22 protein-coding genes are annotated in these 21,393 nt (G+C 44.2%); 13 read left to right on the forward strand and 9 right to left on the reverse strand.

The window, feature by feature from the left end:
- Nucleotides 1-135 precede the first annotated feature (135 nt).
- Nucleotides 136-750, reverse strand: coding sequence for an orotate phosphoribosyltransferase (gene pyrE, locus NIES593_RS22005; RefSeq protein WP_073601627.1), 615 nt, complete (start codon nt 748-750; stop codon nt 136-138).
- A 181-nt stretch (nt 751-931) separates the two neighbouring features.
- On the opposite strand from pyrE, the gene NIES593_RS24705 reads away from it, so the two are divergent.
- The 3 genes from NIES593_RS24705 (at nt 932) to NIES593_RS22020 (ending at nt 4,257) form a co-directional block, all read left to right on the forward strand.
- Nucleotides 932-1,672, forward strand: a complete 741-nt coding sequence (locus NIES593_RS24705) for an iron uptake porin (protein WP_083602515.1) — start codon at nt 932-934, stop codon at nt 1,670-1,672.
- A 207-nt stretch (nt 1,673-1,879) separates the two neighbouring features.
- A complete protein-coding gene (locus tag NIES593_RS22015) occupies nt 1,880-2,719 on the forward strand; it encodes an HAD-IIB family hydrolase (RefSeq protein ID WP_083602516.1) in 840 nt (279 codons plus the stop codon).
- Between the two features lie 269 nt (nt 2,720-2,988).
- The gene (locus NIES593_RS22020; protein WP_073601628.1) at nt 2,989-4,257 is read left to right on the forward strand and encodes a serine/threonine protein kinase; all 1,269 of its coding nucleotides are present in this window, start codon (nt 2,989-2,991) and stop codon (nt 4,255-4,257) included.
- 8 nt (nt 4,258-4,265) lie between these two features.
- Here NIES593_RS22020 and NIES593_RS22025 read toward each other — a convergent pair whose 3' ends face one another.
- Nucleotides 4,266-5,354 (reverse strand): PIN/TRAM domain-containing protein, encoded by a 1,089-nt coding sequence (locus NIES593_RS22025; protein ID WP_073601629.1) that lies wholly within the window; start codon nt 5,352-5,354, stop codon nt 4,266-4,268.
- Between the two features lie 324 nt (nt 5,355-5,678).
- On the opposite strand from NIES593_RS22025, the gene hemW reads away from it, so the two are divergent.
- A complete protein-coding gene (gene hemW, locus NIES593_RS22030) occupies nt 5,679-6,953 on the forward strand; it encodes a radical SAM family heme chaperone HemW (RefSeq protein WP_175561207.1) in 1,275 nt (424 codons plus the stop codon).
- An 8-nt stretch (nt 6,954-6,961) separates the two neighbouring features.
- On the forward strand, nt 6,962-7,648 hold the full coding sequence (gene rnc / locus NIES593_RS22035) for a ribonuclease III (protein WP_073601630.1): 687 nt from the start codon (nt 6,962-6,964) through the stop codon (nt 7,646-7,648).
- Nucleotides 7,649-7,658: 10 nt separating this feature from the next.
- On the opposite strand, the gene NIES593_RS22040 is transcribed toward rnc, so the two are convergent.
- From NIES593_RS22040 to NIES593_RS22050, 3 genes are all read right to left on the reverse strand, one after another.
- Nucleotides 7,659-9,935, reverse strand: coding sequence for an amylo-alpha-1,6-glucosidase (locus NIES593_RS22040; RefSeq protein WP_073601631.1), 2,277 nt, complete (start codon nt 9,933-9,935; stop codon nt 7,659-7,661).
- A gap of 352 nt (nt 9,936-10,287) precedes the next feature.
- A complete protein-coding gene (locus tag NIES593_RS22045) occupies nt 10,288-10,722 on the reverse strand; it encodes a response regulator (RefSeq protein ID WP_073601632.1) in 435 nt (144 codons plus the stop codon).
- 178 nt (nt 10,723-10,900) lie between these two features.
- Nucleotides 10,901-11,188: a hypothetical protein gene (locus NIES593_RS22050; protein WP_175561208.1), complete on the reverse strand. Its 288-nt coding sequence runs from the start codon at nt 11,186-11,188 to the stop codon at nt 10,901-10,903.
- Nucleotides 11,189-11,307: 119 nt separating this feature from the next.
- On the opposite strand from NIES593_RS22050, the gene NIES593_RS22055 reads away from it, so the two are divergent.
- Nucleotides 11,308-12,045: a HEAT repeat domain-containing protein gene (locus NIES593_RS22055; RefSeq protein ID WP_073601633.1), complete on the forward strand. Its 738-nt coding sequence runs from the start codon at nt 11,308-11,310 to the stop codon at nt 12,043-12,045.
- Here NIES593_RS22055 and NIES593_RS24425 read toward each other — a convergent pair.
- The 3 genes from NIES593_RS24425 to lepB all read right to left on the reverse strand — a co-directional run bounded on the left by NIES593_RS24425 (nt 11,966) and on the right by lepB (nt 14,169).
- Entirely contained in the window at nt 11,966-12,139 is a 174-nt protein-coding gene (locus tag NIES593_RS24425) for a hypothetical protein (protein ID WP_175561209.1), read from the reverse strand. The genes NIES593_RS22055 and NIES593_RS24425 overlap by 80 nt on opposite strands.
- A gap of 23 nt (nt 12,140-12,162) precedes the next feature.
- Complete coding sequence (gene larB / locus NIES593_RS22060; RefSeq protein ID WP_073601634.1) at nt 12,163-12,948, reverse strand: nickel pincer cofactor biosynthesis protein LarB; 786 nt, start codon at nt 12,946-12,948, stop codon at nt 12,163-12,165.
- Between the two features lie 168 nt (nt 12,949-13,116).
- On the reverse strand, nt 13,117-14,169 hold the full coding sequence (lepB, locus tag NIES593_RS22065; protein WP_175561210.1) for a signal peptidase I: 1,053 nt from the start codon (nt 14,167-14,169) through the stop codon (nt 13,117-13,119).
- A 481-nt stretch (nt 14,170-14,650) separates the two neighbouring features.
- On the opposite strand from lepB, the gene NIES593_RS22070 reads away from it, so the two are divergent.
- The 7 genes from NIES593_RS22070 (at nt 14,651) to NIES593_RS22100 (ending at nt 21,139) form a co-directional block, all read left to right on the forward strand.
- A complete protein-coding gene (locus tag NIES593_RS22070; RefSeq protein ID WP_073601635.1) occupies nt 14,651-16,399 on the forward strand; it encodes a peptide ABC transporter substrate-binding protein in 1,749 nt (582 codons plus the stop codon).
- Nucleotides 16,400-16,544: 145 nt separating this feature from the next.
- Nucleotides 16,545-17,501: an ABC transporter permease gene (locus NIES593_RS22075; RefSeq protein WP_073601636.1), complete on the forward strand. Its 957-nt coding sequence runs from the start codon at nt 16,545-16,547 to the stop codon at nt 17,499-17,501.
- A gap of 352 nt (nt 17,502-17,853) precedes the next feature.
- A complete protein-coding gene (locus NIES593_RS22080; protein WP_073601637.1) occupies nt 17,854-18,057 on the forward strand; it encodes a hypothetical protein in 204 nt (67 codons plus the stop codon).
- On the forward strand, nt 18,035-18,364 hold the full coding sequence (locus NIES593_RS22085; RefSeq protein WP_073601638.1) for a type II toxin-antitoxin system PemK/MazF family toxin: 330 nt from the start codon (nt 18,035-18,037) through the stop codon (nt 18,362-18,364). Before NIES593_RS22080 ends, NIES593_RS22085 begins: the two co-directional genes overlap by 23 nt.
- Before the next feature lie 19 nt (nt 18,365-18,383).
- Entirely contained in the window at nt 18,384-19,775 is a 1,392-nt protein-coding gene (locus NIES593_RS22090) for a nucleotidyltransferase domain-containing protein (RefSeq protein ID WP_073601639.1), read from the forward strand.
- Between the two features lie 256 nt (nt 19,776-20,031).
- Nucleotides 20,032-20,706 (forward strand): hypothetical protein, encoded by a 675-nt coding sequence (locus NIES593_RS22095; protein WP_139253782.1) that lies wholly within the window; start codon nt 20,032-20,034, stop codon nt 20,704-20,706.
- 97 nt (nt 20,707-20,803) lie between these two features.
- Entirely contained in the window at nt 20,804-21,139 is a 336-nt protein-coding gene (locus NIES593_RS22100) for a class I SAM-dependent methyltransferase (RefSeq protein WP_217652007.1), read from the forward strand.
- On the opposite strand, the gene NIES593_RS22105 is transcribed toward NIES593_RS22100, so the two are convergent.
- On the reverse strand, nt 21,126-21,393 hold a 268-nt coding region (locus NIES593_RS22105; RefSeq protein WP_175561211.1), incomplete at its 5' end, for a transposase. The genes NIES593_RS22100 and NIES593_RS22105 overlap by 14 nt on opposite strands.

Below are 21,393 nucleotides of genomic sequence, written 5' to 3' on the forward strand. Positions count from 1 at the left end.
CCGTTAATAAGTTGGACATAGAGCCAGTATAACATAAAAATATGTCTAGGATTATTCAACTATGTCTAATTATTTAAGTTCTGCTGCCTACCCAAAGCGAAATTGCTCCCCGACAATCACGCTATATAATATAAGTCATCGCTCCAATTCTATCTGAGCGTAACGCTGCCGAATTTCCTCAATCGAAAAGAGTGCTTGAAACTTAAGTCCTTGTGAGCAATAAAATTCTGCGCCTCCTTGCTTGCGATCTACTAAGGCAATAACTTGCTCGACTGCGTAACCAGCGGCTCGCAATCTTTCCACTGCTAGCATTGCCGATTTTCCGGTTGTCACGACATCTTCTAGAACGACAACTTTTGCCCCAGATGGTAGAGTCGGACCTTCGAGATAGGCTCGCGTTCCGTGTCCTTTTGCCTCTTTGCGAACGATAAGTGCGGGAATGGGGCGATTTTCGTAGGCTGACACTACGCTCACCGCCGTCACTATAGGATCGGCACCCAGCGTCAAACCGGCTACGGATTGGGTATCTTCTGGCAACATGGAAAGTAATAAACGACCGATAGCTAAGGCTCCTTCTGCCGTAAGGGTGACTTGTTTGCCATTGATGTAATAGTTGCTGCGCTGTCCTGAAGACAGGACAAAATCTCCTTCTTTGTAAGCCAAACGAACGAATAAGTCTAAAAGTAGCTGGCGTATGGCAGACAAATCGGCGTTAGTAACTAAGACGTTAGCTTGGGAATTGGTTTTCATAGGTGGCACTGTCAAGAGAAATCAAACAAGGAGGCTTTGTTTTCTAAGATTTCAGTTAAAATTGAGCCATGTAGATTAACTTTTTAGGAAGTTAATTCAGTTTATTGCACGAAAAGCAATTAGCACTATCTAGAAAAATTTGTTTTAGCTATTTTTCCCTGGTGAGGAGCCATCAATAAAAATGTCTAAGATCGTTTGGAAATCTTCCTTCCTTATCCTAGCGGCTTTTGGTACGTCCGCTCTCGTGCCATCGTTGGCTAACGCAGGCGAAGTCCCAATCTCGGTGCTAACAGCGAATCAATTCGCTCCCTATAGCAACGAAGATAGAGAGAAGTTACTGGCACAAGTGACAAGTATCGCCCAGTTCAGCGATGTTGCTCCAGGAGAATGGGCTTTTGAGGCATTGCAGAATTTAGTAGAAGAATATGGCTGTGTGGTCGGCTACCCCGATCGCACATACCGAGGCAATCGACCTCTAACCCGCTACGAATTTGCAGCTGGGATGAATGCCTGTTTGCAAGCAGTCGAACGTCGGATGCTAGAATCGGCAATGACGACTAGAGAGGAGACATCGGCAACTGCTGCCTCGACCGAAGCACTATCGGAAACCTTTAACCGGGCTTTCTCGCACAATTCCGGCGACTTTTTCGAGGGCACCGATCCCTTAGGGCAACTGAACAATGAATTGGGGATTATTCCTTTTCAGGTACCAGCATCTTTCCCAGAAAATCAAATTACTAGGGATGCAGAGTTGTTAGAGGCACTCTATAAAGATACTCTACAACAGCAATCGTCTCTACCGAGAATAAGAACACGGGATTTACCCAATCCTTTTAATACCTCGTTGCGAGAAAATCCTAACTATATTCGTCCTGCTGCTTCTGATGGTGGAAGAGAAGTTATTATCGAACGCAGCCCATAAATAGAGAGCAGAGGAGACGAGGAGATTGGGGAAGGGGATGAGTGAGTATAGAAAAACCAATGTCCCACACTCCCGTTTCTCTCTCTCCAGGGATTTGTAGTAAGATTTTAGGGAATTTACATACCATTGTACGGGAGGGTTTTTGACAGTAACTGTTGGGAAATCTCTAGCATTTCTATAGATAGATCGAAGCGTCTCTACTAACAAATGACGGATGACGGATTAAAAATGGCAATAATTATTTTTACCGATTTAGACGGAACTCTGCTTAACCAAGACGATTATCGTTGTGATGCAGCCCTTCCCGTCTTAAAGGAACTCCAAGCTAAGCAAATTCCCGTCATTCCCGTTACCAGTAAAACGCGCCAGGAAGTCGAGACGCTACGTCAAGAACTCAATCTGGGCGATCCCTTTATCGTTGAAAATGGGAGTGCTGTTTTTGTCCCTCTCGACTCAAAACAGTTTGTCTTGAGCGCAAAAATCGAGCGGGAAGGCTATCAACTCGAACTTTTGGGCTGTACCTATGCACAAGCTCGACAAGGACTCGCGGCAGTTGCAACGATGCTTGGGGAACGATTGCGAGGCTTTGGCGATCTCAGCGAACAAGAGATCGGGCAACTGACCGGACTATCCGAGCAAGAAGTCAAACGGGCAAAAGCGCGGGAGTTTACAGAGCCATTTCTTACTCCCGATCGCGTTTCGCAACAGCAGCTACAACAAGCGGTTGAGGCGAAGGGGTTTCAAGTCGTCGTCGGAGATCGCTTTTCTCATCTAATCGGCAGCGGTGCTGGCAAAGGCAAAGCCGTTCGCTGGTTAGTTCGGCATTATCGATCTCCTAAAGCAGAGGAAAAACTGATTACGGTGGGATTGGGCAACAGCCCTAACGATTTAGCTATGCTTGAAGCCGTAGATGTTCCTATCGTCGTTCCTAGCGCAAAAGCACCCCATCCGGGTTTAATGGGGCGAGGCTGGCAAGTCGCTTCCGCACCCGGTTGCCAAGGTTGGGCAAACGCAGTCGTCAGTGTGTGCGATCGCTTGTTAGCTTGAGTCACTCGCTCTAAAGTAAAGAATTTTTCCTAATTATTCCTTTTTATTAGTGAATTTTAAGTTTTTATAAGTTTTTAGTGGTTAAAAACTGCGCTGAGGACTAATAATTGGGAATTCTAAGCGATCGCTAAATTATGGTGGCAATTAGCCGTTACCTCAGAGACAATAGAGAAGTCAGGGTCACTTAGGCGATCGAGCATATAGCGTACCAAAGTCCCCTATAGAGTTAGAAAAGACATTAATTTATCAATCGTCAATCTATCACTCGGATGAGCCTTTGCATTAATCCTCGCTGTCCCAATCCCATTAATAAAGATTCACTTCTCTTTTGTGTCAGCTGTGGCTCTGAGTTACTGCTAGAGGGGCGCTATCGCGTCAGGCAACAATTAGGAGGGGGAGGATTTGGCAAAACCTATGAAGTCAAGGATTCGCAAGCTGGGTACGAAAGTCAAAGCGATCTGAAAGTCCTGAAAGTTCTGACTTATAATCACCCCAAGTACGTCGAGCTTTTTCAACGAGAAGCACAATTTTTAGCGAGATTAAACCATCCAGGAATTCCGAAAGTCGAACCGGATGCTTATTTTGTTTATTATCCTCACAATAGTGCCGATCCCTTGCACTGTCTGGTTATGGAAAAAATCGAGGGACTCGATCTCAAAGAATATATCAATCGCAGGGGGTCTTGCATTAGCGAGAAACGAGCCATTCAATGGTCGATCGAGCTAGTCTCAATTTTGAAAGAGATTCACAGCCATCACTTTTTTCATCGAGATATTAAGCCCTCCAATATTATGCTTCGAGCCGACGGACAGTTGGTGTTGATCGACTTTGGCACGGCGCGAGAAGTAACGGAAACTTACTTATCAAAGCGATCCGAAGGACAAGTCACCGGGCTGTTTTCGGCTGGATACAGCCCTCTCGAACAACTCAACGGTCAGGCTGTTCCCGAATCGGATTTTTTTGCGTTAGGACGTACCATTGTTTATTTGCTGACGGGCAAGCATCCCAGTGAATTTTACGATTCCTATGTAGACGATTTGCGCTGGCGAGAGGCTGCGCCTAATGTTTCTCCTATGTTTGCCGATTTCCTCGATCGCATGATGGCACGCTTACCCAGCCAGCGACCGCAATCTGCCGAAGTCATCCTGCGCGAGTTAGAAGAGATTTATCGCAGTTTGTACGGCAGCGATCCCCACTCTCGCATGAAAACGTCCGTTGCGATCGAACCCTTGCAACAAAAGCCCGCTTCTCCAGAAATAGAGACAACTACCGTACAAGCGACTCGACCACTACCCGATCGCGCTCCGCCAAAAGTTCCAGAACGGGCGGCAACAGACGACTCTCGACTCGATCTGAATTTTATCTCTCGCTCTCAGCAGGAACTCGCCCAATTTATCGGACCGATAGCTTCTATTATTTGCCAGCGAATTCTGAGTAAAAATCCTACCATCTCTCCTAGAGACTTTGTGGAAGCTTTAGCTCACAAAATTCCCGATCCAAAGCAAGCAGAAGAATTTCAGCGGCGAGTTCTCAAATGAAAGCCAGTTTATATTTCTGACGATGCCACAACCGATTGTGGCTTGGCAAAAATCATTCGCCCCGCCGAAGTTTGCAGCGCAGAAGTCACGATGACTCGCACTTCTCCCCCCACATAATCTTTGCCTTCTTCCACGACTACCATCGTCCCGTCTTCGAGATAGCCGACTCCTTGGGTGGGTTCTTTACCCGGCTTGAGGATTTTTAACTCGATCGCATCGCCGGGAAGATAAATAGGACGGATTGCCTGTGCTAAATCGTTGACATTGAGAATCGCCACTTTTTGTAAGTTGGCGACTTTACTGAGATTGTAGTCGTTGGTAAGCAGCGTAGCGTTGATTTCCTGTGCCAAACGAATCAACTTAGCATCTACGGCTGTCAGATCTTCGTAATCAGCCGGATGGATGATAATTTGTTCGGGAAAGGCTTCTTGGATGCGATTGAGAATATCGAGTCCCCTCCGCCCTCGAACCCGTTTTTGATCGTTGCTGGCATCGGCTAGCTGCTGCAATTCCTGCAAGACAAACTGAGGTACGAGAATTTGTCCCTCAATAAAGCCAGTTGCCAATAGTTGCTCGATCCGACCATCGATAATGCAGCTGGTATCGATAATCTTACTGGTGGCTGGTTGCAGCGTTCCTTCCGCAACCAGCATGGTTTCGATGCTGTTGGGATCGATCAGTCGCAAAAAGGTGCGCCCGTGAGTATCAGCTAAACTAATGCCTAGAAAAGAGAAGATAACGCTGCCCAAAATTGCCATCATTGGCTTGATGAAAGCGAATTCTTCAGGGATGGGTAGCAGAAAGATCGGTGCTAGCATCAAGTTAGCAATTAGGAGTCCGACGACTAGCCCCACTGCCCGCGTCAGAATCGTTTCAATTGAGGTTTGGCGAATTTGGGCTTCTATGCGACGATAGGTGGTTTGGGCAACTAGACCGAGTGCCAAACCGATAATCGAGGTAAAACCAGCTGTTAACCACCGCAACGCCTCAATATTAGAAATTTGCTCCTGTATGGCACGTGGCAGCAAATCGACGCTATCAAAGCCGACTCCGGCGGCTGCTAGGATGAATAGAATAATAATGATTGCGTCAAGCATGTTTCCGATCCAATGAAACTCCTTGGGAGTTCGGGCTATAAATTCGAGAAACTTTGTTGATGAGAGATAGGAATCGTCCCTATTATATCTCTTCGATCGCCAAAGTTTGGTGCTTGTTTTGTTAAAAGTGTTGCCTTAATTACCATCGGAACATTAGACCAATTCACAATTCGCCATTCGCAATTAATTGACAATTGGGCGGCAGATCTGGGTCTCAGACTTCTCGGAGAGCATCTGTAGCGTTTTTTAGTAAAAGTATTAGTTTTTGCAACAGAATCAATCCTATTTAAAAACAAGATTATTTTGGGATTAAGGATGGTATTAATGAGAGAAATTCAGCTAGAATCTCAAAAGCTTTCTAGGCAAAAAATAGCCCAAGATTCAGTCAAAACCGATTTGCCTCGTTTTGCTTACATTCATATTCCTTTTTGTCGTCGGCGCTGCTATTACTGCGATTTTCCGATCTCTGTCCTGGGAAATAAAACCAACATTAACACCTCCATTTCTATTGCTGAGTATGTCGAGGTCTTGTGCCAAGAAATCGCAGTTGCACCCGGATTCGGACAGCCATTAGAAACAGTTTTCTTTGGCGGAGGAACGCCTTCCCTACTGCCAGTCAAATATTTAGAACGCATCTTAGAAACGCTCTCGCAATGCTTCGGGATCGCCTCGGATGCAGAAATTTCCATGGAAATGGATCCAGGAACGTTTACCCTAGAACAGTTGCAAGGATATCTTCAGGCTGGAGTCAATCGCGTCAGTCTGGGAGTGCAAGCCTTTGAGGACGAATTACTGCAACTTTGCGGGCGATCGCATTCCGTTAGCGACATTTTCGCGGCAGTTGATTTAATTCGCCAAGCCGGTGCCGATAATTTCAGCATAGATCTGATTTCGGGTTTGCCGCATCAAACATTAGAACAATGGCAAGCCTCTGTTGAGAGTGCGATCGCGCTTTCGCCCAAACACCTTTCTTGTTATGACTTGGTACTCGAACCCGTCACAGCTTTTGGCAAGCAATATCAACCCGGAGAAACTCCCTTACCAACGGATGAAATGACCGCCCAAATGTATCGTCTCGCCCAGCAAATGTTAACAAGGGCAGGATACGAGCATTATGAAATTTCTAATTACGCCCAAGAGGGCTATCAATGCCGCCACAATCGCGCTTATTGGGAGAATCGAGCTTTTTATGGCTTTGGTATGGGAGCTGCTAGTTATGTCAGGAGACAGCGATTTACTCGCCCGCGCACGAGAGTTGAATATTATGCCTGGGTGCAACAATTGAAAGAAAATCGTGGCGCGATCGATTGTCCAGAAACTTCGGAGTGCGATCGCCTCTTAGAAACACTCATGCTCGGATTGCGCCTTGCACAAGGAGTAGATTTATCTCAGCTTTGTCAGCAATTTGGAGAAGAAATTTTAGAGAAAATTTGGACTTGTTTGCATCCTTATACGCAACAAGGTTGGGTAGAATGGATAACAACAGAAAGTCGAGACGATTCGCAATTAACAATTCGCAATAAAATAAGATTAACCGATCCCGAAGGATTTTTATTTTCTAACACTATTTTAGCTGCTTTGTTCGAGCGGTTAGGATAAAAATCAAAATGCACAAACTTCCAAAATTTCAAGATAAAAAATTATGGCAATGTGCCCTTACCCATCGTTCCTATATCAACGAAAATTCCGATACTAACGAACATAACGAACGCTTAGAATTTTTGGGAGATTCTGTTCTTGGATTTCTAGTCAGTGAATTTCTCTATCAGAGATATCCCAATTTAAGCGAAGCCCAGCTAACTCGCCTGCGCAGCTCTTTAGTAGACGAGACGCAACTAGCTAAATTTGCTACGGAACTGGGCATCGGAGAATACATGCGACTCGGTAAAGGCGCTCAAAAAGATGGCGGTCGCCAAAATCCTGCCCTATTGAGCGATACCTTTGAAGCAATTATAGGTGCATATTTTCTTGATTCGGGACTCGAATCCGTCCGCGAATTTGTTAGGACTTTGTTTCAATCAGTTGCTGACAGTATCGTACTTCCTCAATCCGATAGGAATTCCCAAAATCTGGTTGATGTAAAAAATCGCTTTCAGCAATGGGCGCTAGCAGAATTTGGCTGCAATCCGGAATATTTTCTCATAGAAGAATCGGGACCCGATCATGCTAAAGCTTTTACATTTGGCGTGCGCGTAAATGGCGTTGTATACGGCATTGGTACGGGTCGCCGCAAACAAGATGCAACAAAAGCCGCTGCAGAGGAGGCTTTGAAGAAGGTGTTGAATGAATATTAAAAAGTCCAGCTTAGGTTTCAACGATCGCTCGCAAGTTACCGCGCTTTTTGACCACTCGACAGGCAGTTGTCATATCGGTACGTTCAAAATCGAGATCCACGATTGTCGAACCAATGCGTAGGTTTTGGATTGACAGTTTATTGATGAAATCGGGCAAGGTAGGATCGACGATGCGCAGGCAATTTCCGGGGGCATCGGGAACCAAATTTAGCATTAAGGTCAGCAGTTGAAAGATACTGCCCGTCGCCCAAGCTTGAGGGGAACAAGCTACGGGATATTGTATGGGATGGCTGCCATCGATGCGATCGTGACCGCAAAAAAGTTCGGGAGGGCGTTGATAGGGTTGCTGCAAGGTCATGTCGATCGTGCCTTTAACAACTTCCAAGGCAGAGTCGATCGAACCTAAAGCCCGCAATCCCGCAGCAATAATAGCATTATCGTGGGGCCAAACCGAACCGACATGATATCCCATGGGATTGTAAGCGGGAGAGTTGCTGCTGAGGGTACGGATTCCCCAGCCGCTAAATAGATCCGGTGCGAGTAGCCTTTCTGCAACGCTAGCCGCTTTTTCTGGCGTAAAAATGCCCAGAGATAAGCAATGACCGGGATTAGAGGTAATACTATCGACAGGTTTTCCTTCGCCATCGAGGGCTAGGGCGCAGAAATCTTCGTCTTCTAGCCAAAAATCGCGATTAAATCGTAATTTTAGCTCTGTTGCTTCTTTTTCCCAACGAGTGGCGAGATCGATATGATGCTTGATGCGAGCCATGTGCGCCAGTCGGATTTTAGCAGCGTAGACGTAGGCTTGCACTTCGCACAGCGCGATCGCGCCCGTTGCTAGTTTACCATGGCGATCGACGATGCAATCGCCAGAATCTTTCCATCCCTGATTCACCAAACCCCGTGTAGACTTAGATTTGCGCTCATAACTCAGATAGCCCGTCTTTTGGCATTGAGCGTCAATCCAATCCATTGCTGCCAGAGCATTAGACCATAACCGATCTAATGTGAGATGGTCGTTGGTCCAAGCATAATACTCCGCATAGAGCATTAACCACAGAGGCGTAGCATCTACCGTACCGTAGTAAGGCGTATGGGGAATTTCTCCACAACGAGCCATTTCCCCCAATCGGAGTTCGTGCAAAATCTTGCCGGGTTCTTCGTCGCGCCACTCGTCGTTAACTTGACCTTGATAGTGCGCCAGAAGTTGCAAGGTGTCTTTAGCAATTGTCGGATCGAGAATCAGGGTTTGGGAAGCAGCAATCAAAGCATCTCGTCCAAAGAGAGTCGAAAACCAAGGAACGCCTGCGGAAAGGGCTTTATACTCTTGAAAGTTTTGCAAGAGTAAGTAGATGTCTTGTTCGGCACGAGAAATTACCTGGTTAAAGGTTTCATTATCAGAACGAATTTTGGTGACTCGCTGACACCATTCCTGTTCTTCAAGCAAATTAGCGGCTTTGGCTTGTCCGAGGGTAGTAGCTATCTCGCGGGCCACCGTAGACTTATGATTCGTCATCATTTGCAGCCGATAGCCTATTTTTTTAGTGGCGTGAGGTTCGAGAGACAATTGCCAAACCGCAGTGTAGCCTTTGAAGCAGTCGGGCGGATTTTGGTAAAATTGAATGCGAGATTCCATTAATAAACCGTCTAGTCCCTGATAGGCAAGGATTAAAGAGTCTTGCTGGAACTCGGAAAGCATCAGGAATTTTTTTGGATCGACTCCCTGTGGGATCTGTCTGAGGAATTTTCCTCTCTTTTTGCGCTGTTGACCCCGAATTTCAAACAAATCGGCAAAATCAGCCTCGAAAGTGAGGGTGATGGAAAAACTGACTGCTTTAGTGTTGTAGTTTGTTATTTCTATCTCTTCAAACAAGCCGCCGTTGAGAACGATTTCTCGCTGAATGCCGATAGTTTCTGGTTCGATACCTGGCAGACGGGGATTAGAACACAAAACCGAGAGAGCGAATCCTTTATCTGCATTGCTACTCAAAAGGATGGGAGAAAACTGTCTGGCAGCTTTGCCATTAGTGACGCATTCTTCTATTTGCAACTCCAATCGACTCAAAAAACGAGTGTCGTGACAGAATAATCCCAGGTTAATTGTCTGCTCGTTTTCCAAGCCATCGGCAATATTTCCTAGAGTATCTGCGATCAAAAATAATTCATCAGCTTTGAGAGTTAGCTTTGGCACTGGATGGTTGCTCGGTACTCGGGGCCACTCTGGCAGCGACCCCCAATCGGCAGAAACGAATTGCTTGCTATCTCGTTCAAAAATCTCTAAATCCATACAAGTGACGCTTGTGAGAATAAACTAACTAGGTAGGAGTCGGCGCGATCGCAATTAAGGTATGACTATCCGGCTCTTTTGCGTAAACTTAACCCCACCCTGTTAGGGCGGGGTTTCCGCGTCATTTGTCCGATTGTCGCCCATACACTGGGATTCTCTACGCTCTCTTGCTAAGGATACAGGCAAGTAACTCATCAGTCTAGCAGCGTATCTAACCAAAATCGATGACATTATGGCGCAATCGCTGGCAAACCGGTATTATTCTCCACAGCGATCCTAAGTTATTAAATATGTTTCTAATTAAATCGATTTTCTTACTTTGCTAATGCAAGGCTAATGCAAGCGATTTTTTTCAATGAGGCAATTCACTTAATGTCCAATAATTATTCAGAGTAACCATTATTTGAGCGAAATTCATAAAAGTTACGGGTTTAAGAATATATCCGGCAACATTTAAGTTGTATGCCTCTATTTTGTCTTTATCCTCGTCGGACGTACTCAGTACGATGACAGGCGTTGCTTTTAGTTCGGGATCGGCTCTCAATTCCTGAAGGAATTCTATTCCATTCATTTTGGGCATATTGAGATCGAGCAAAATCAGTCTCCGATGAGTTGGTATTATTGGAGGTTTCCCTTCCTGTCCTCGCAACATTGCCAGAGCCTCTAATCCATTTCCTGCAACGTAAAGAGGATTGGTAATATTATTTTTTTTAAATGCCCGTTTGACATTCATTACATCGACTTCATCGTCTTCTACCAGCAGAATATTAATAACTTTCTCTTTCATTGGCAATTTTTTCTGGCTATTTTATTAGCTTCTGGTTCGATCTCAATATTTTATATTTTTACTTAGAAAGCTTAAGCAAATTGGTTGATATTTTTCATCTTCCTTCGGAAAGAAATATATTTCTATAATTTTTTATTTGAGACTAATTGGATCGATGTTGTCGGACTCTTATTTATAACTAACTAATTGACTCTTTTTCTCCTTGCCAATCGGGACAGCCTTCTTTTTCCATCCAGCCATAGGGATGAAAACCGCAAATTAGGCGAATGCGAGTTGTCCGAGTAAGACCATAGGCTTTTCCGTGATAGTGACGACAACCTTGACAGGCTAAAGGACGCGAGGATTCAACTCGGTCAAACCCCAATTGAGCGCGTAAAATTTGGCATTGAGACTGGTGGCGATGCCAGCATCGCGAGATAGCTCGGTGTCTGAGTAAGTTAGCCGTTGAAATTGATGTTCCAGACATAATACTCAACTTCAAGTTTTTTTGTTATTAATGTAACGTTGCGCGACACTCCTGAGATTTGCCAAAATCTAGCAAGATAGATTCGCAATATTTTACACCCAATAACTTTAATCCGATTCATGCAAGCCCTACAACAATTTCTCACCTTAATCATAAATTCGCTTATTTTTGCGATCGCGATCGCCCTAGCTCTTTTTGCAATCTCTAAAATTAAAGCCGAAAGATCTCCACAGAGAGCTTCATCGCCAACAGCCAGAAAAGCAGAAAAAAGTTTAAAAATAGCCCTAGAGGAAGCCGAACAGGCTAAAGTCGATCTGCCCCAATCTAGCGTACCAGAAACAGCAATCCAAAAACCTCTATCCCAAGTTAAAGAATCGGTAGCTTTTCCCCTTCCCGTCCAAAAAAACATTCAGAGATTAGAAGAAAAGCTGCTTGCTATGGCAGAGTTCGGTCAAACGATAGAATTGCTTGAGGCGATCGAACACAAAACTCATCCTGACACTCAGATCCGGAAATTGGTAGCTTTGGCCTTAGGAAATATTGCCAGTGCGAAGAAGGTTAGAGCCGAGACGCAGCGAGCTATCTCAGTTTTGGGGCAATTAAGCCGAGATACGGATCCTTCGGTTCGCCAGGCAGCTGCGATCGCTTTGGGGAAAATTAAGTCAGAAAAAGTGATTCCCTATCTCAAACAAGCATTGCGAGATTTCGATAGCGATGTCGTCAAAAGTGCGAGTGAAGCTCTCAGTCAGTTTAAGAGCTATCCAGTCAATTCTCAACCTAAAAAACCGCTCCCAAAAAATCAAGCCGGAAAACAGCTACCAGATTCCGCGACAGAAACTGTCTATCAAGATGGGTAATACCAATTTTCAGGTTTTCGCGATCGACATTCTTCTCCCCTCTCCCTATTTGGGAGAGGGGTTGGGGGTGAGGGAGATCGACTATCTCTGTCATTAATGAATGAAAAATGGTATAAGCTATAGCTTTCGGCAGTTGCGTTTAAATTTATTAGCGATACGGAGGATTTGCCCTGCCAAAATTGCAGCCCCAAAGCCATTGTCAATATTGACTACGCCAATGCCAGCCGCACAGGAGTTGAGCATGGTCAACAGAGGAGCGATACCGCCAAAACTCGCTCCGTAACCCACACTGGTAGGAACTGCAATAACGGGGCAATCTGCCATTCCTGCAACCACGCTAGGTAATGCTCCCTCCATTCCCGCGACCACAATCAGGACATCCGCTTGGTCAATTACCTGACGATGGCTCAATAACCGATGAATTCCTGCCACGCCAACATCCCACAAACGCTGTACTTGAAAACCGCACAGTTCAGCCGTTACGGCAGCTTCTTCTGCAACGGGTAAATCCGCCGTTCCCGCAGTCAGAATGGAAATGACTCCATCATAGCTCGCGCCGGATTCAGCCGTTTTCAGGGCGCAAATGCGAGCAATTGGGTAATAGACTAGACCGGGAACCTGTTCTTCAAGGTGTTCGGCTACGGCGGGTTCGATTCGGGTAGCCATGACTACGGGAGAACCTTGGCTCATGGCTTTCATAATTTGAGCAATTTGCTCGGGGGTTTTACCAGGACCCCAAATGACTTCTGGAAAACCCGTTCTTAGCTGTCGATGGCGATCGATCTTGGCAAATTCCTCAACAGGCTCAAAACTCAAGTATTTGAGCTTTTCTAGAGCGGTTTCTGGACTAACTTGACCCCTAGCAACAGATTCAAGCAGGGATTGTAGGGCTTCGGGTTCCATTTGTTCAATTACCAGTTATTTGGATTTTGGATTGGTCAGTTGTCCTTTGTCATTAGTCATTTGATAAAAGGATGAAAGGATTGGGAAATCTATGAATCCTGGACTTCCCCTACTCTCCTCACACTCCCCCGGCTTCTGAGTTCCGACTTCCCCCAGTCTCCCAGTCTCTCACTTAAGGAGCGACCTTACTCTCTGTGGAGGCCAATAAATTTTGTAAGCTTTACCAAATAAATACTCTCTGGGCAAAAATCCCCATATATGGGAGTCAAAGCTGTCATTTCGGTTGTCACCCATTACAAAATAGGAGTTGGCTGGTATGGTTTCCGGCCCCCATTGATAATTAGGAGGAGCAGCGATATAGCTTTCTTGTAAAGGTTGCTCGTTAATATAAACGATACCATTATCGATGCGAAGAGTTTCTCCGGGTTTGCCAATCAATCGCTTGACGTAATAGAGATTGTCATCGCGAGCTGCTTCATCGTCAAGCACTTCGATCGCGCTGGTGGGTCTAAAGACGACGATATCTCCTCTTTGTGGCAGATCGCCATGAAAGGGTTGAACGAAAATACGATCGCCTTTCTGCAAGGTTGGCACCATCGACTCGCTAGGAATCAGAAACATCCTTTGGTTAAGCCACTGGGGAACGTGACTCCAAAACAATCCCCACAAAAAGATCGCTCCCGCCATCACTGCTATCAACGAACGATAAAAAGGTGTTTTTTGTTGGGGAAAAGTAATATAGGCGTGGTAAGTTGAGATCGCCTTCAAAAGCGGCGGAATAACCAACAGCGACGCAAAAAAATCGTCAAGCTTGAGTAAAAACAGCGTCGCTGTCAAAAATAAAATACCGGAGACGGCTTTGTCGATGTATAGCTGACCCAATCCCGGTAAGACGCGAGAGATACAGACAGCAAACCAAGGGTTTTTTTGCTGGCGAGGAATTTTTTCTAAGGTTGGATCGTCTTGCTGACGATAAACGCAAAGATGAGCATCTAGTATATTGACCGAATAAAAAACTGTGGCGATGCAGAGTTCGATTAATCCGGCCACCGTATTGCCATCAGGAGAGAAAATCGACCAAAATGCGATCGCTAATAACCCTGTTTGATACGCGCAGAAAATTACGCCTTTAATCGGTTTTCCCGCATAGAACTGTCCGATACCTGGGAAAAACATCGAAAAGTTAACTGCCAACCAGGGATCTTTGCTACTAATCTTCACTGAGGTTAATCTTGAGTGAGAATCGTTTGTGTGAGGTTATTTTGATGCTATCCGCTTGCTACCCCCAATGCCTAGAGCAGGAACACCGAGATCGGCTAACTTCATCAAAAAATTACAGAATTCTACTTATACTCTTGCTTTGAGAAAAAATCTTAATCAAACAAGCGATCGCGGCACTTGAAGCATCACTGTCTCGATCGCCGATAATAGGGGACGCTGGTTGACTGACAAATCTTTGACCCCTCATCCCTAAATCTCTTTTCCCACAAGGAGAAAAGGGACTTCAGGCAAAAAGTCTTAAGTTGAGAACTACTCTCCCTGAATGGGAGAGGGGTTGGGGTGAGGGCGATTTGAGTTTTGTCACTCAACCAGTAGGGGACGGTACCGATTCATTACCGATAAGATCGAAATATCTTTCCTTTCTACACCTTTTAAAAGAGAGCTTAGTACGTTGAAACCATTTGAGGAGCCATAATTTAGAGTGACCTTTAAAAAACTTCTAACTCGTTCTTTCTTTTTCTCTCTCTTAATCCTATCCCTTTGCTCTACTTTGCTATTTTCTGCCTGCAACCCACAGCAACAATCTTCAACTACGCCAACAACTACCCAGGGCAATAATGAAGTTTTAAGACTACTTTATTGGCAAGCGCCAACAATTCTCAATCCTCACTTATCCACTGGCTATAAGGATGCGGAGGCGAGTCGCATTACCTTAGAACCTTTGGCAACGTATGATAAAAATGGCAAATTAATTCCTTTTTTAGCCGCAGAAATTCCTACTCCTGAAAATGGGGGCATTGCTAAAGATGGAAAATCCGTTACTTGGAAACTCAAAAAAGGAATTAAATGGTCTGATGGCAAACCATTTACGGCGGCTGATGTAGTATTTACTTATCAATTTGTTACCAATCCTAAAGTAGGTGCGACGAGTTCGGGTCCCTATCAGGTTGTCAAAAATGTTGAGGCAATTGATGACTATACCATCAAGGTAAATTTTAAAGATATCAATCCAGATTGGTCGGCGGTATTTGTAGGCTCTGAAGGAATGATTATTCCGCGTCACCTCTATGAAAAATTTAATGGAGAAAATGCTCGACAAGCTCCTGCAAATTTAAAACCAGCCGGAACGGGACCTTACCAAGTTGTAGAGTTTAGACCTGGTGATGTTGTTGTTTACGAACCCAATCCTAACTTTAGAGAAGTTGATAAATTAGGGTTTAAACGCATTGAATTAAAAGGCGGTGGCGATGCAACTTCAGCAGCAAGAGCAGTGCTACAAACAGGCGGTGCAGATTATGCTTATAATCTTCAAGTAGAATCTTCCATCCTAAAAGAATTTGAAGCATCGGGGAAAGGTAAGCTCATCTCGGAATATGGTTCTTTAGTCGAGCGAATTATTCTTAATCAAAGCGATCCTAATAAAGCTACACCAGATGGAGAACGTTCTAGTTTAAAATTTCCTCATCCTTTCTTTAGCAATCCAAAAGTTCGTCAAGCTTTTTCTTTGGCAATCGATCGCGATACAATTTCTCAACAACTTTATGGTATTACAGGCAAACCAACTGCCAATATTTTAGTCCTGCCAGAGCAATATAATTCTCCTAATACGAAATATGAATTTAATTTAGAAAAGGCAAAAGCTTTATTAGATGAAGTGGGATGGAAAGATACTAACAAAAATGGAATTCGCGATAAAAATGGTACAGAAATGAAAATTCTCTTTCAAACTTCAGTTAATCCCTTGCGCCAAAAAACTCAGGAAATTGTCAAACAAGGATTACAAACTCTCGGCGTTGCTGTAGAATTGAAAAGTATCGATCCTGGGATTTACTTCTCTAGCGATCCAGCTAATAGCGATACCGTAGAAAAGTTTTATGCCGATTTGCAGATGTATACCTCAGGAAATAACAGTCCCGATCCTGTTGCTTATATGAAGTATTTTACTTGTGCAGAAATTCCTCAAAAAGCCAATAATTGGACTGGCGATAATAACGCTCGTTACTGTAACAAAGACTATGACAAACTCTGGCAAGAATCCACCCAGGAATTAGATCCGAAAAAACGGCAAAAAATGTTTATTAAAATGAACGATATGCTGGTTAATAATACGATAATTATTCCCCTCGTTCATCGCGCCGATGTTGCAGCTTTTAGTAATAATTTAGTTGGTTATGACTTGACTCCTTGGGATAGAAATACTTGGAATATTAAAGATTGGAAGCGTTCTTAGATAACGGACATGCGATCGGGTAACTTAACAAGAACTCTCTGTGTAATCTTCCATCTGTTAGAGGCTCTACTACTCGGTTGATTGTGAGACGCGATCGCGATTTTTTCTCTAAAAACTCACGGAAACCTCGTAAACGCCATCATTGATGCTGCAATATTTAACCAGACGCTTATTAATTTCTATTCCTACGTTAATTGCGATAAGTATCGTTATTTTCACGATTTTAGCATTAGCGCCCGGCGATCCGATGGGAGAATTTGCCTCCAATCCCTCAATTACTGAAGAAGTCCGCGAAAATATTCGCAGAAGTTTGGGACTCGACCAACCGATTTATATTCGTTATTTTAAGTGGGCTTGGGCATTTATTCGAGGCGATATGGGGTATTCTTTTGCCAGTCGCAGCCCAGTCCTTGAAATCATCTTACAACGCTTGCCAACTACGCTATGGATTGTCGGTTTAGCCTATTTTTTGGGAGTATTAGTAGCACTTCCTCTCGGCATTCTTTCTGCCCTAAAACGATATTCTTGGCTCGATAAATTCGTTACTACTTTTGCTTTATTAGGATTTTCTTTACCAACTTTCTTTACCGGATTGCTTTTTATTATTATTTTTGGCGTTCAGCTTAACTGGTTTCCCTTTATCTACAACAGCACTTTACAAATTACTAATTGGGAAACTTTTGTCGAGCAAATTAGACAATCGATTATGCCAGTGTGCGTGCTGGTATTGTATCAGTCAGCCGTATTAATGCGCTTCGTTCGTTCCTCGGTACTCGAAGAACTCGTTCAGGAATACGTGCGCACGGCTTATGCCAAAGGGTTGAGTAGTTTTGCCGTTCTAAAAAACCACATTCTCCGCAATGCCATGATTCCTGTGGTTACCTTAGTAGCTCTAGACGTTCCTGCAATTTTTACCGGAGCTTTGGTGACAGAACAAGTCTTTCGCGTTCCTGGAATTGGAGCGCTGCTAGTCGATTCGATTAAGAGCAGCGATACTCCTGTTGTCATGGCAATTACCTTTATCTACGCCATTTTGATTGTCGTTTTTAACGTGGTTGCCGACCTGACCTATGGTTTTCTCGATCCGCGAGTTCGCTACTAAGTGATATCCAGAAAAATTCTTGATAGTATAACTATTTGGCATGATATCCAGACTCTTTCTGGATATCATCGCAGAATATACCGAAAATTTCTTGATATTATTCTAATATGGGTGGATATACGGAAACTTTCTCAATTTTGTCCCCTATAGGGTGGATAGGCCGAAACTTTCTGTATAATAAATAGTTCGGCTGCTTCACATCTTGGTGGGGACGTTGCAGCAAGGCTACCTGTAAGCATCAAAGGCTAATCTACTTCGAGGTTGTCTGTGTGGCATTGCTCTAAACAGTCGGAGGCGATCGCATAAACAGGAGTTACGACATAAAATCAAGGCATAGTCTCATGTAACAGATATGCTAAAAACACTGTGGGCTACAGTTCGGCAAGGAAAAATTGAGCTATTGGAGTCAGCAGAACTACCGGAAGGGGTAAGGGTGTTGGTGACAGTTTTACCGGACGACGAGGCTGAGTTTTGGTTGAACGCAAGCCAAACCTCACTTGATGCAGTTTGGGACAATGCTGAGGATGATGTGTATGCCCAGCTACTCCAAGCATGACGTTATTCTAGTGCGCTATCCTTTCTCGGATTTGTCGAGCTCAAAGGTAAGATCTGCTGTTGTTGTAAGTACAGCGCATCCATCTCAAGACATTCTCATTACTCCTCTGACAAGCAAAACAAGTTCATTACTGGCAGGAGAGTTTGTGTTGTCTGAGTGGGCAGCAGCAGGATTGAACGTAGAAACCGCAGTCAAAAGAGGCGTGTATACAGTGTATGAAAGTTTGGCGATCAAAGTGATTGGTCAGTTAGCTAAGGACGATGCCAATCGGCTCGCTCAATCCTTGCGAGACTGGTTAGGTTTGTAGTCTGAATTACATTGCAATCATGAACCGAAAAAGTATTGCAACAAATATTGCTCGTAAACTATGGGCGCAGTGCGGCGGTTTCTGTCAAAATTCAAATTGCAATAAATACCTCTTCGCTAATGTTGAGGATGAGGTAGTTAGCCTTGCAAATGTAGCTCACATCATTGGTCACGGTAAGAATGGTCCTCGAAGTGAGCATGAATTAGCTGACTATATTGATAGGGATGGTATAGCTAATTTAATAATGCTTTGTTTGGAATGCCACAAGATTGTTGATGAGCTAGAGGATAAATTTTCTGTCGAGCAAATGCAGAAATGGAAGACTACTCACGAATCGAAGATAAATTCACTCTTCAATTTTCCTCAAATTTATGACGAGAGGAAACTACTTGAGCAGATCAATGACCTTTTAATAGAGAACAAAGCCATCTTTGAAGAGTACGGTCCTTTTTCAAAACAAGCATTGCAGGGTAGCTCTGGAGATACGTTAACTATTTGGCGACGACGATGCTTAGACACAATTCTTCCAAATAACCAAAGAATCGTTGGACTAATTGAAGCTAACAAAGGAAATTTTCCCTATCCGTGGGAAGTTTATTGGCAAATGATGAGCTATAAACTTCATTCAGATTCCTTTCGGGACAACTGCTTATTGGGAAAGAAAGTCAATGATTATAAGTTATTCCCAAGAGAATTTGATGACTTCATTAAGCAGAGTCTTGGTATACCTATAGACAATTTGGAGAGAAGAGGTGAAGAAGAATTAGAATTTAGGCAGGCAACAGTTTCAGCATATATCGAGAAATTCTTGGCAAACCATTCTTTTATCAACCGAATGAAGAAGCTCAACATAGCCATGTTTGATGTTGACCTGAATGATGGTCGAAGCCTCCGAGTCTTTGCGACAAATACCTACTTCTTCACTGAATATACGTTTGAAAAAATTATGGCAATTGATCCAGGCATTGATGCCATAATTTGCTCTAATCCCTACGGAACGTATACATGGGAGGCAAAAGCTCTCTGCATTGAGCGTGAAATCGGCTTATTCACGCTTAAAACTTTTATGGGTGCTATCCGTAAAGATGGCAATGAATTTCTGAATTATCTCGTACAAGAGGAGAAAACCAATCGTCTTAGCTTCTCACAATCTCTACTTAGTGAGGCTTCAGTCCCCTCACGTTTTCAAGTATATTTGTTTGGCTCATATCTAAGACGAGAGCTTTACAATGATATAGACCTCATCCTGGTTTATCCAGTTGGAGCAGATCAAGAATTAGTCTCATCAACATTAGAGAGTATCAGGCAAGTCTTTAAAGAGCGAGCATCACAGCTTGATATAATAGTATGCTCGGAAGTAGAGTATACAACTATGAGGTTTGAAGACGACAATCGCATAAGAATTAGGTAATCAGCATCTACACACCAGCCCAACAATTCAAATGCAGCAGACAGTTGAAAGCCGCTGGTGCTGAGTTCAAGGTTATCTACCGCCGCTGCACTTCACCGTTAGCCTGCTTCAGAACTCAATGAGCATATAAACATTTGTGTCACTCTCTACAAGCTTCACAGAGAAAATATTGCAGGAATAGCAAGATTTTAGATAAGAATTAACAACAAGGCTTACTGTGGACAGCGACAACCTACAAAATGCGCTCTATAGCCTGATGCAATCTGGTTCACACTCTAACCCTGCCTACAACACGCTATTGCACGATTACATCAAGTATCATGCTGCGCTCGTTATCGAGGGAGGCATTTTTGCGCTCCTGTTCATAGCGCTAGGCGTGTATTTCTGGCGACGGTTTAAGAGAATGCAAAAAGCTGAAACTTGCAATTGGACATTTGAGAAAAGAGCGTATTTTTGTTTTGGGCTAGTAAGCACTATCGTCGCCCTGTTTATGCTTTTGATTGTGGCGGTAAATCTAGGCACCGTATTAAACCCTCAAGAGGGCTTTGCCCGAGTCATTTGGGATCTCGGCACACCGCAAGCGGGTACGCAAAAGGCAGCGCATTACCAAGCAGTCAATACTTGGGTGCACTCAGGTAGTGCCCACATGCCGCCTGTGTTGCAAAACGAGGTGCGCGATCGCCTCTCGTGGCAGAGACCAAAGGCAATCGTTTGTAGCATCTTGCTTGTGGTATTCGCTATTTTCACCACACGCTTATGGCGAAAACTGATGAACTCTCGGGCAAGTGAGTCCATGTGGAGGCTGAAAGCAAAAGCGCTCATCACAATGGGAGTTCTAGCCGTTCCTCTTACCCTGCTGCTAATGATAATGGCTCTGGCAAACACGCAAGCGTCGTTCGCACCTATAACTTTGACGCTACTATTTAGTTAGCCAGCAGATGGATGTCTCTTACGCTACCGTCTAACAAGCCCGTTGCACGCCGACCGTATAACGTCTTTTCGTTGATCCACAAAGTGATTGGCGGCGGGTGAGCAAGAACGTTATCCTTGTTGAATCATCAAGTTTTGGAAGATTTTTCTTCATAGCACAAACCTGGAATTCTGAGACTTATGCCAAGAACGCTCGCTTCGTTTCCGATCTGGGGATGCCTGTTGTTGAATTGCTGAATTCTAAAGTAGGAGAAAGAATCCTAGATTTAGGATGTGGAGACGGAGCATTAACTATGAAGTTACAAGAGTTTGGTTGTGAAGCGATCGGCGTTGATTCCAGCCCAAACTTCATTCGCTCCGCTCAATCGCTTGGATTAGATGCACGTCTTCTGGATGGTCATCATCTTCCTTTTAAAGTGGTTAGGGTGAATTAAATATAAAACGCTCTACCAGATCCTCTTTCGATTCATATCGATGCTCAACAGCGGCTTCCACCGCCATCGCTAAATCATAAGCGGGATCAAACATCTGTCCAGCCATTTCATGGGCTTTCAGCTGATGCCACTCCCCTTCAATTGGATTCATTTTAGAACAATAAGGTGGCAGAAAAAACATAATCAATCCCTGTTGGGCCCAAGCATCCCACTGGGCTTGAACAATCTGGCTCTTGTGTAAAGAGCCGTTATCT

Source organism: Hydrococcus rivularis NIES-593, assembly GCF_001904635.1.
Lineage (GTDB): Bacteria > Cyanobacteriota > Cyanobacteriia > Cyanobacteriales > Microcystaceae > Hydrococcus > Hydrococcus rivularis.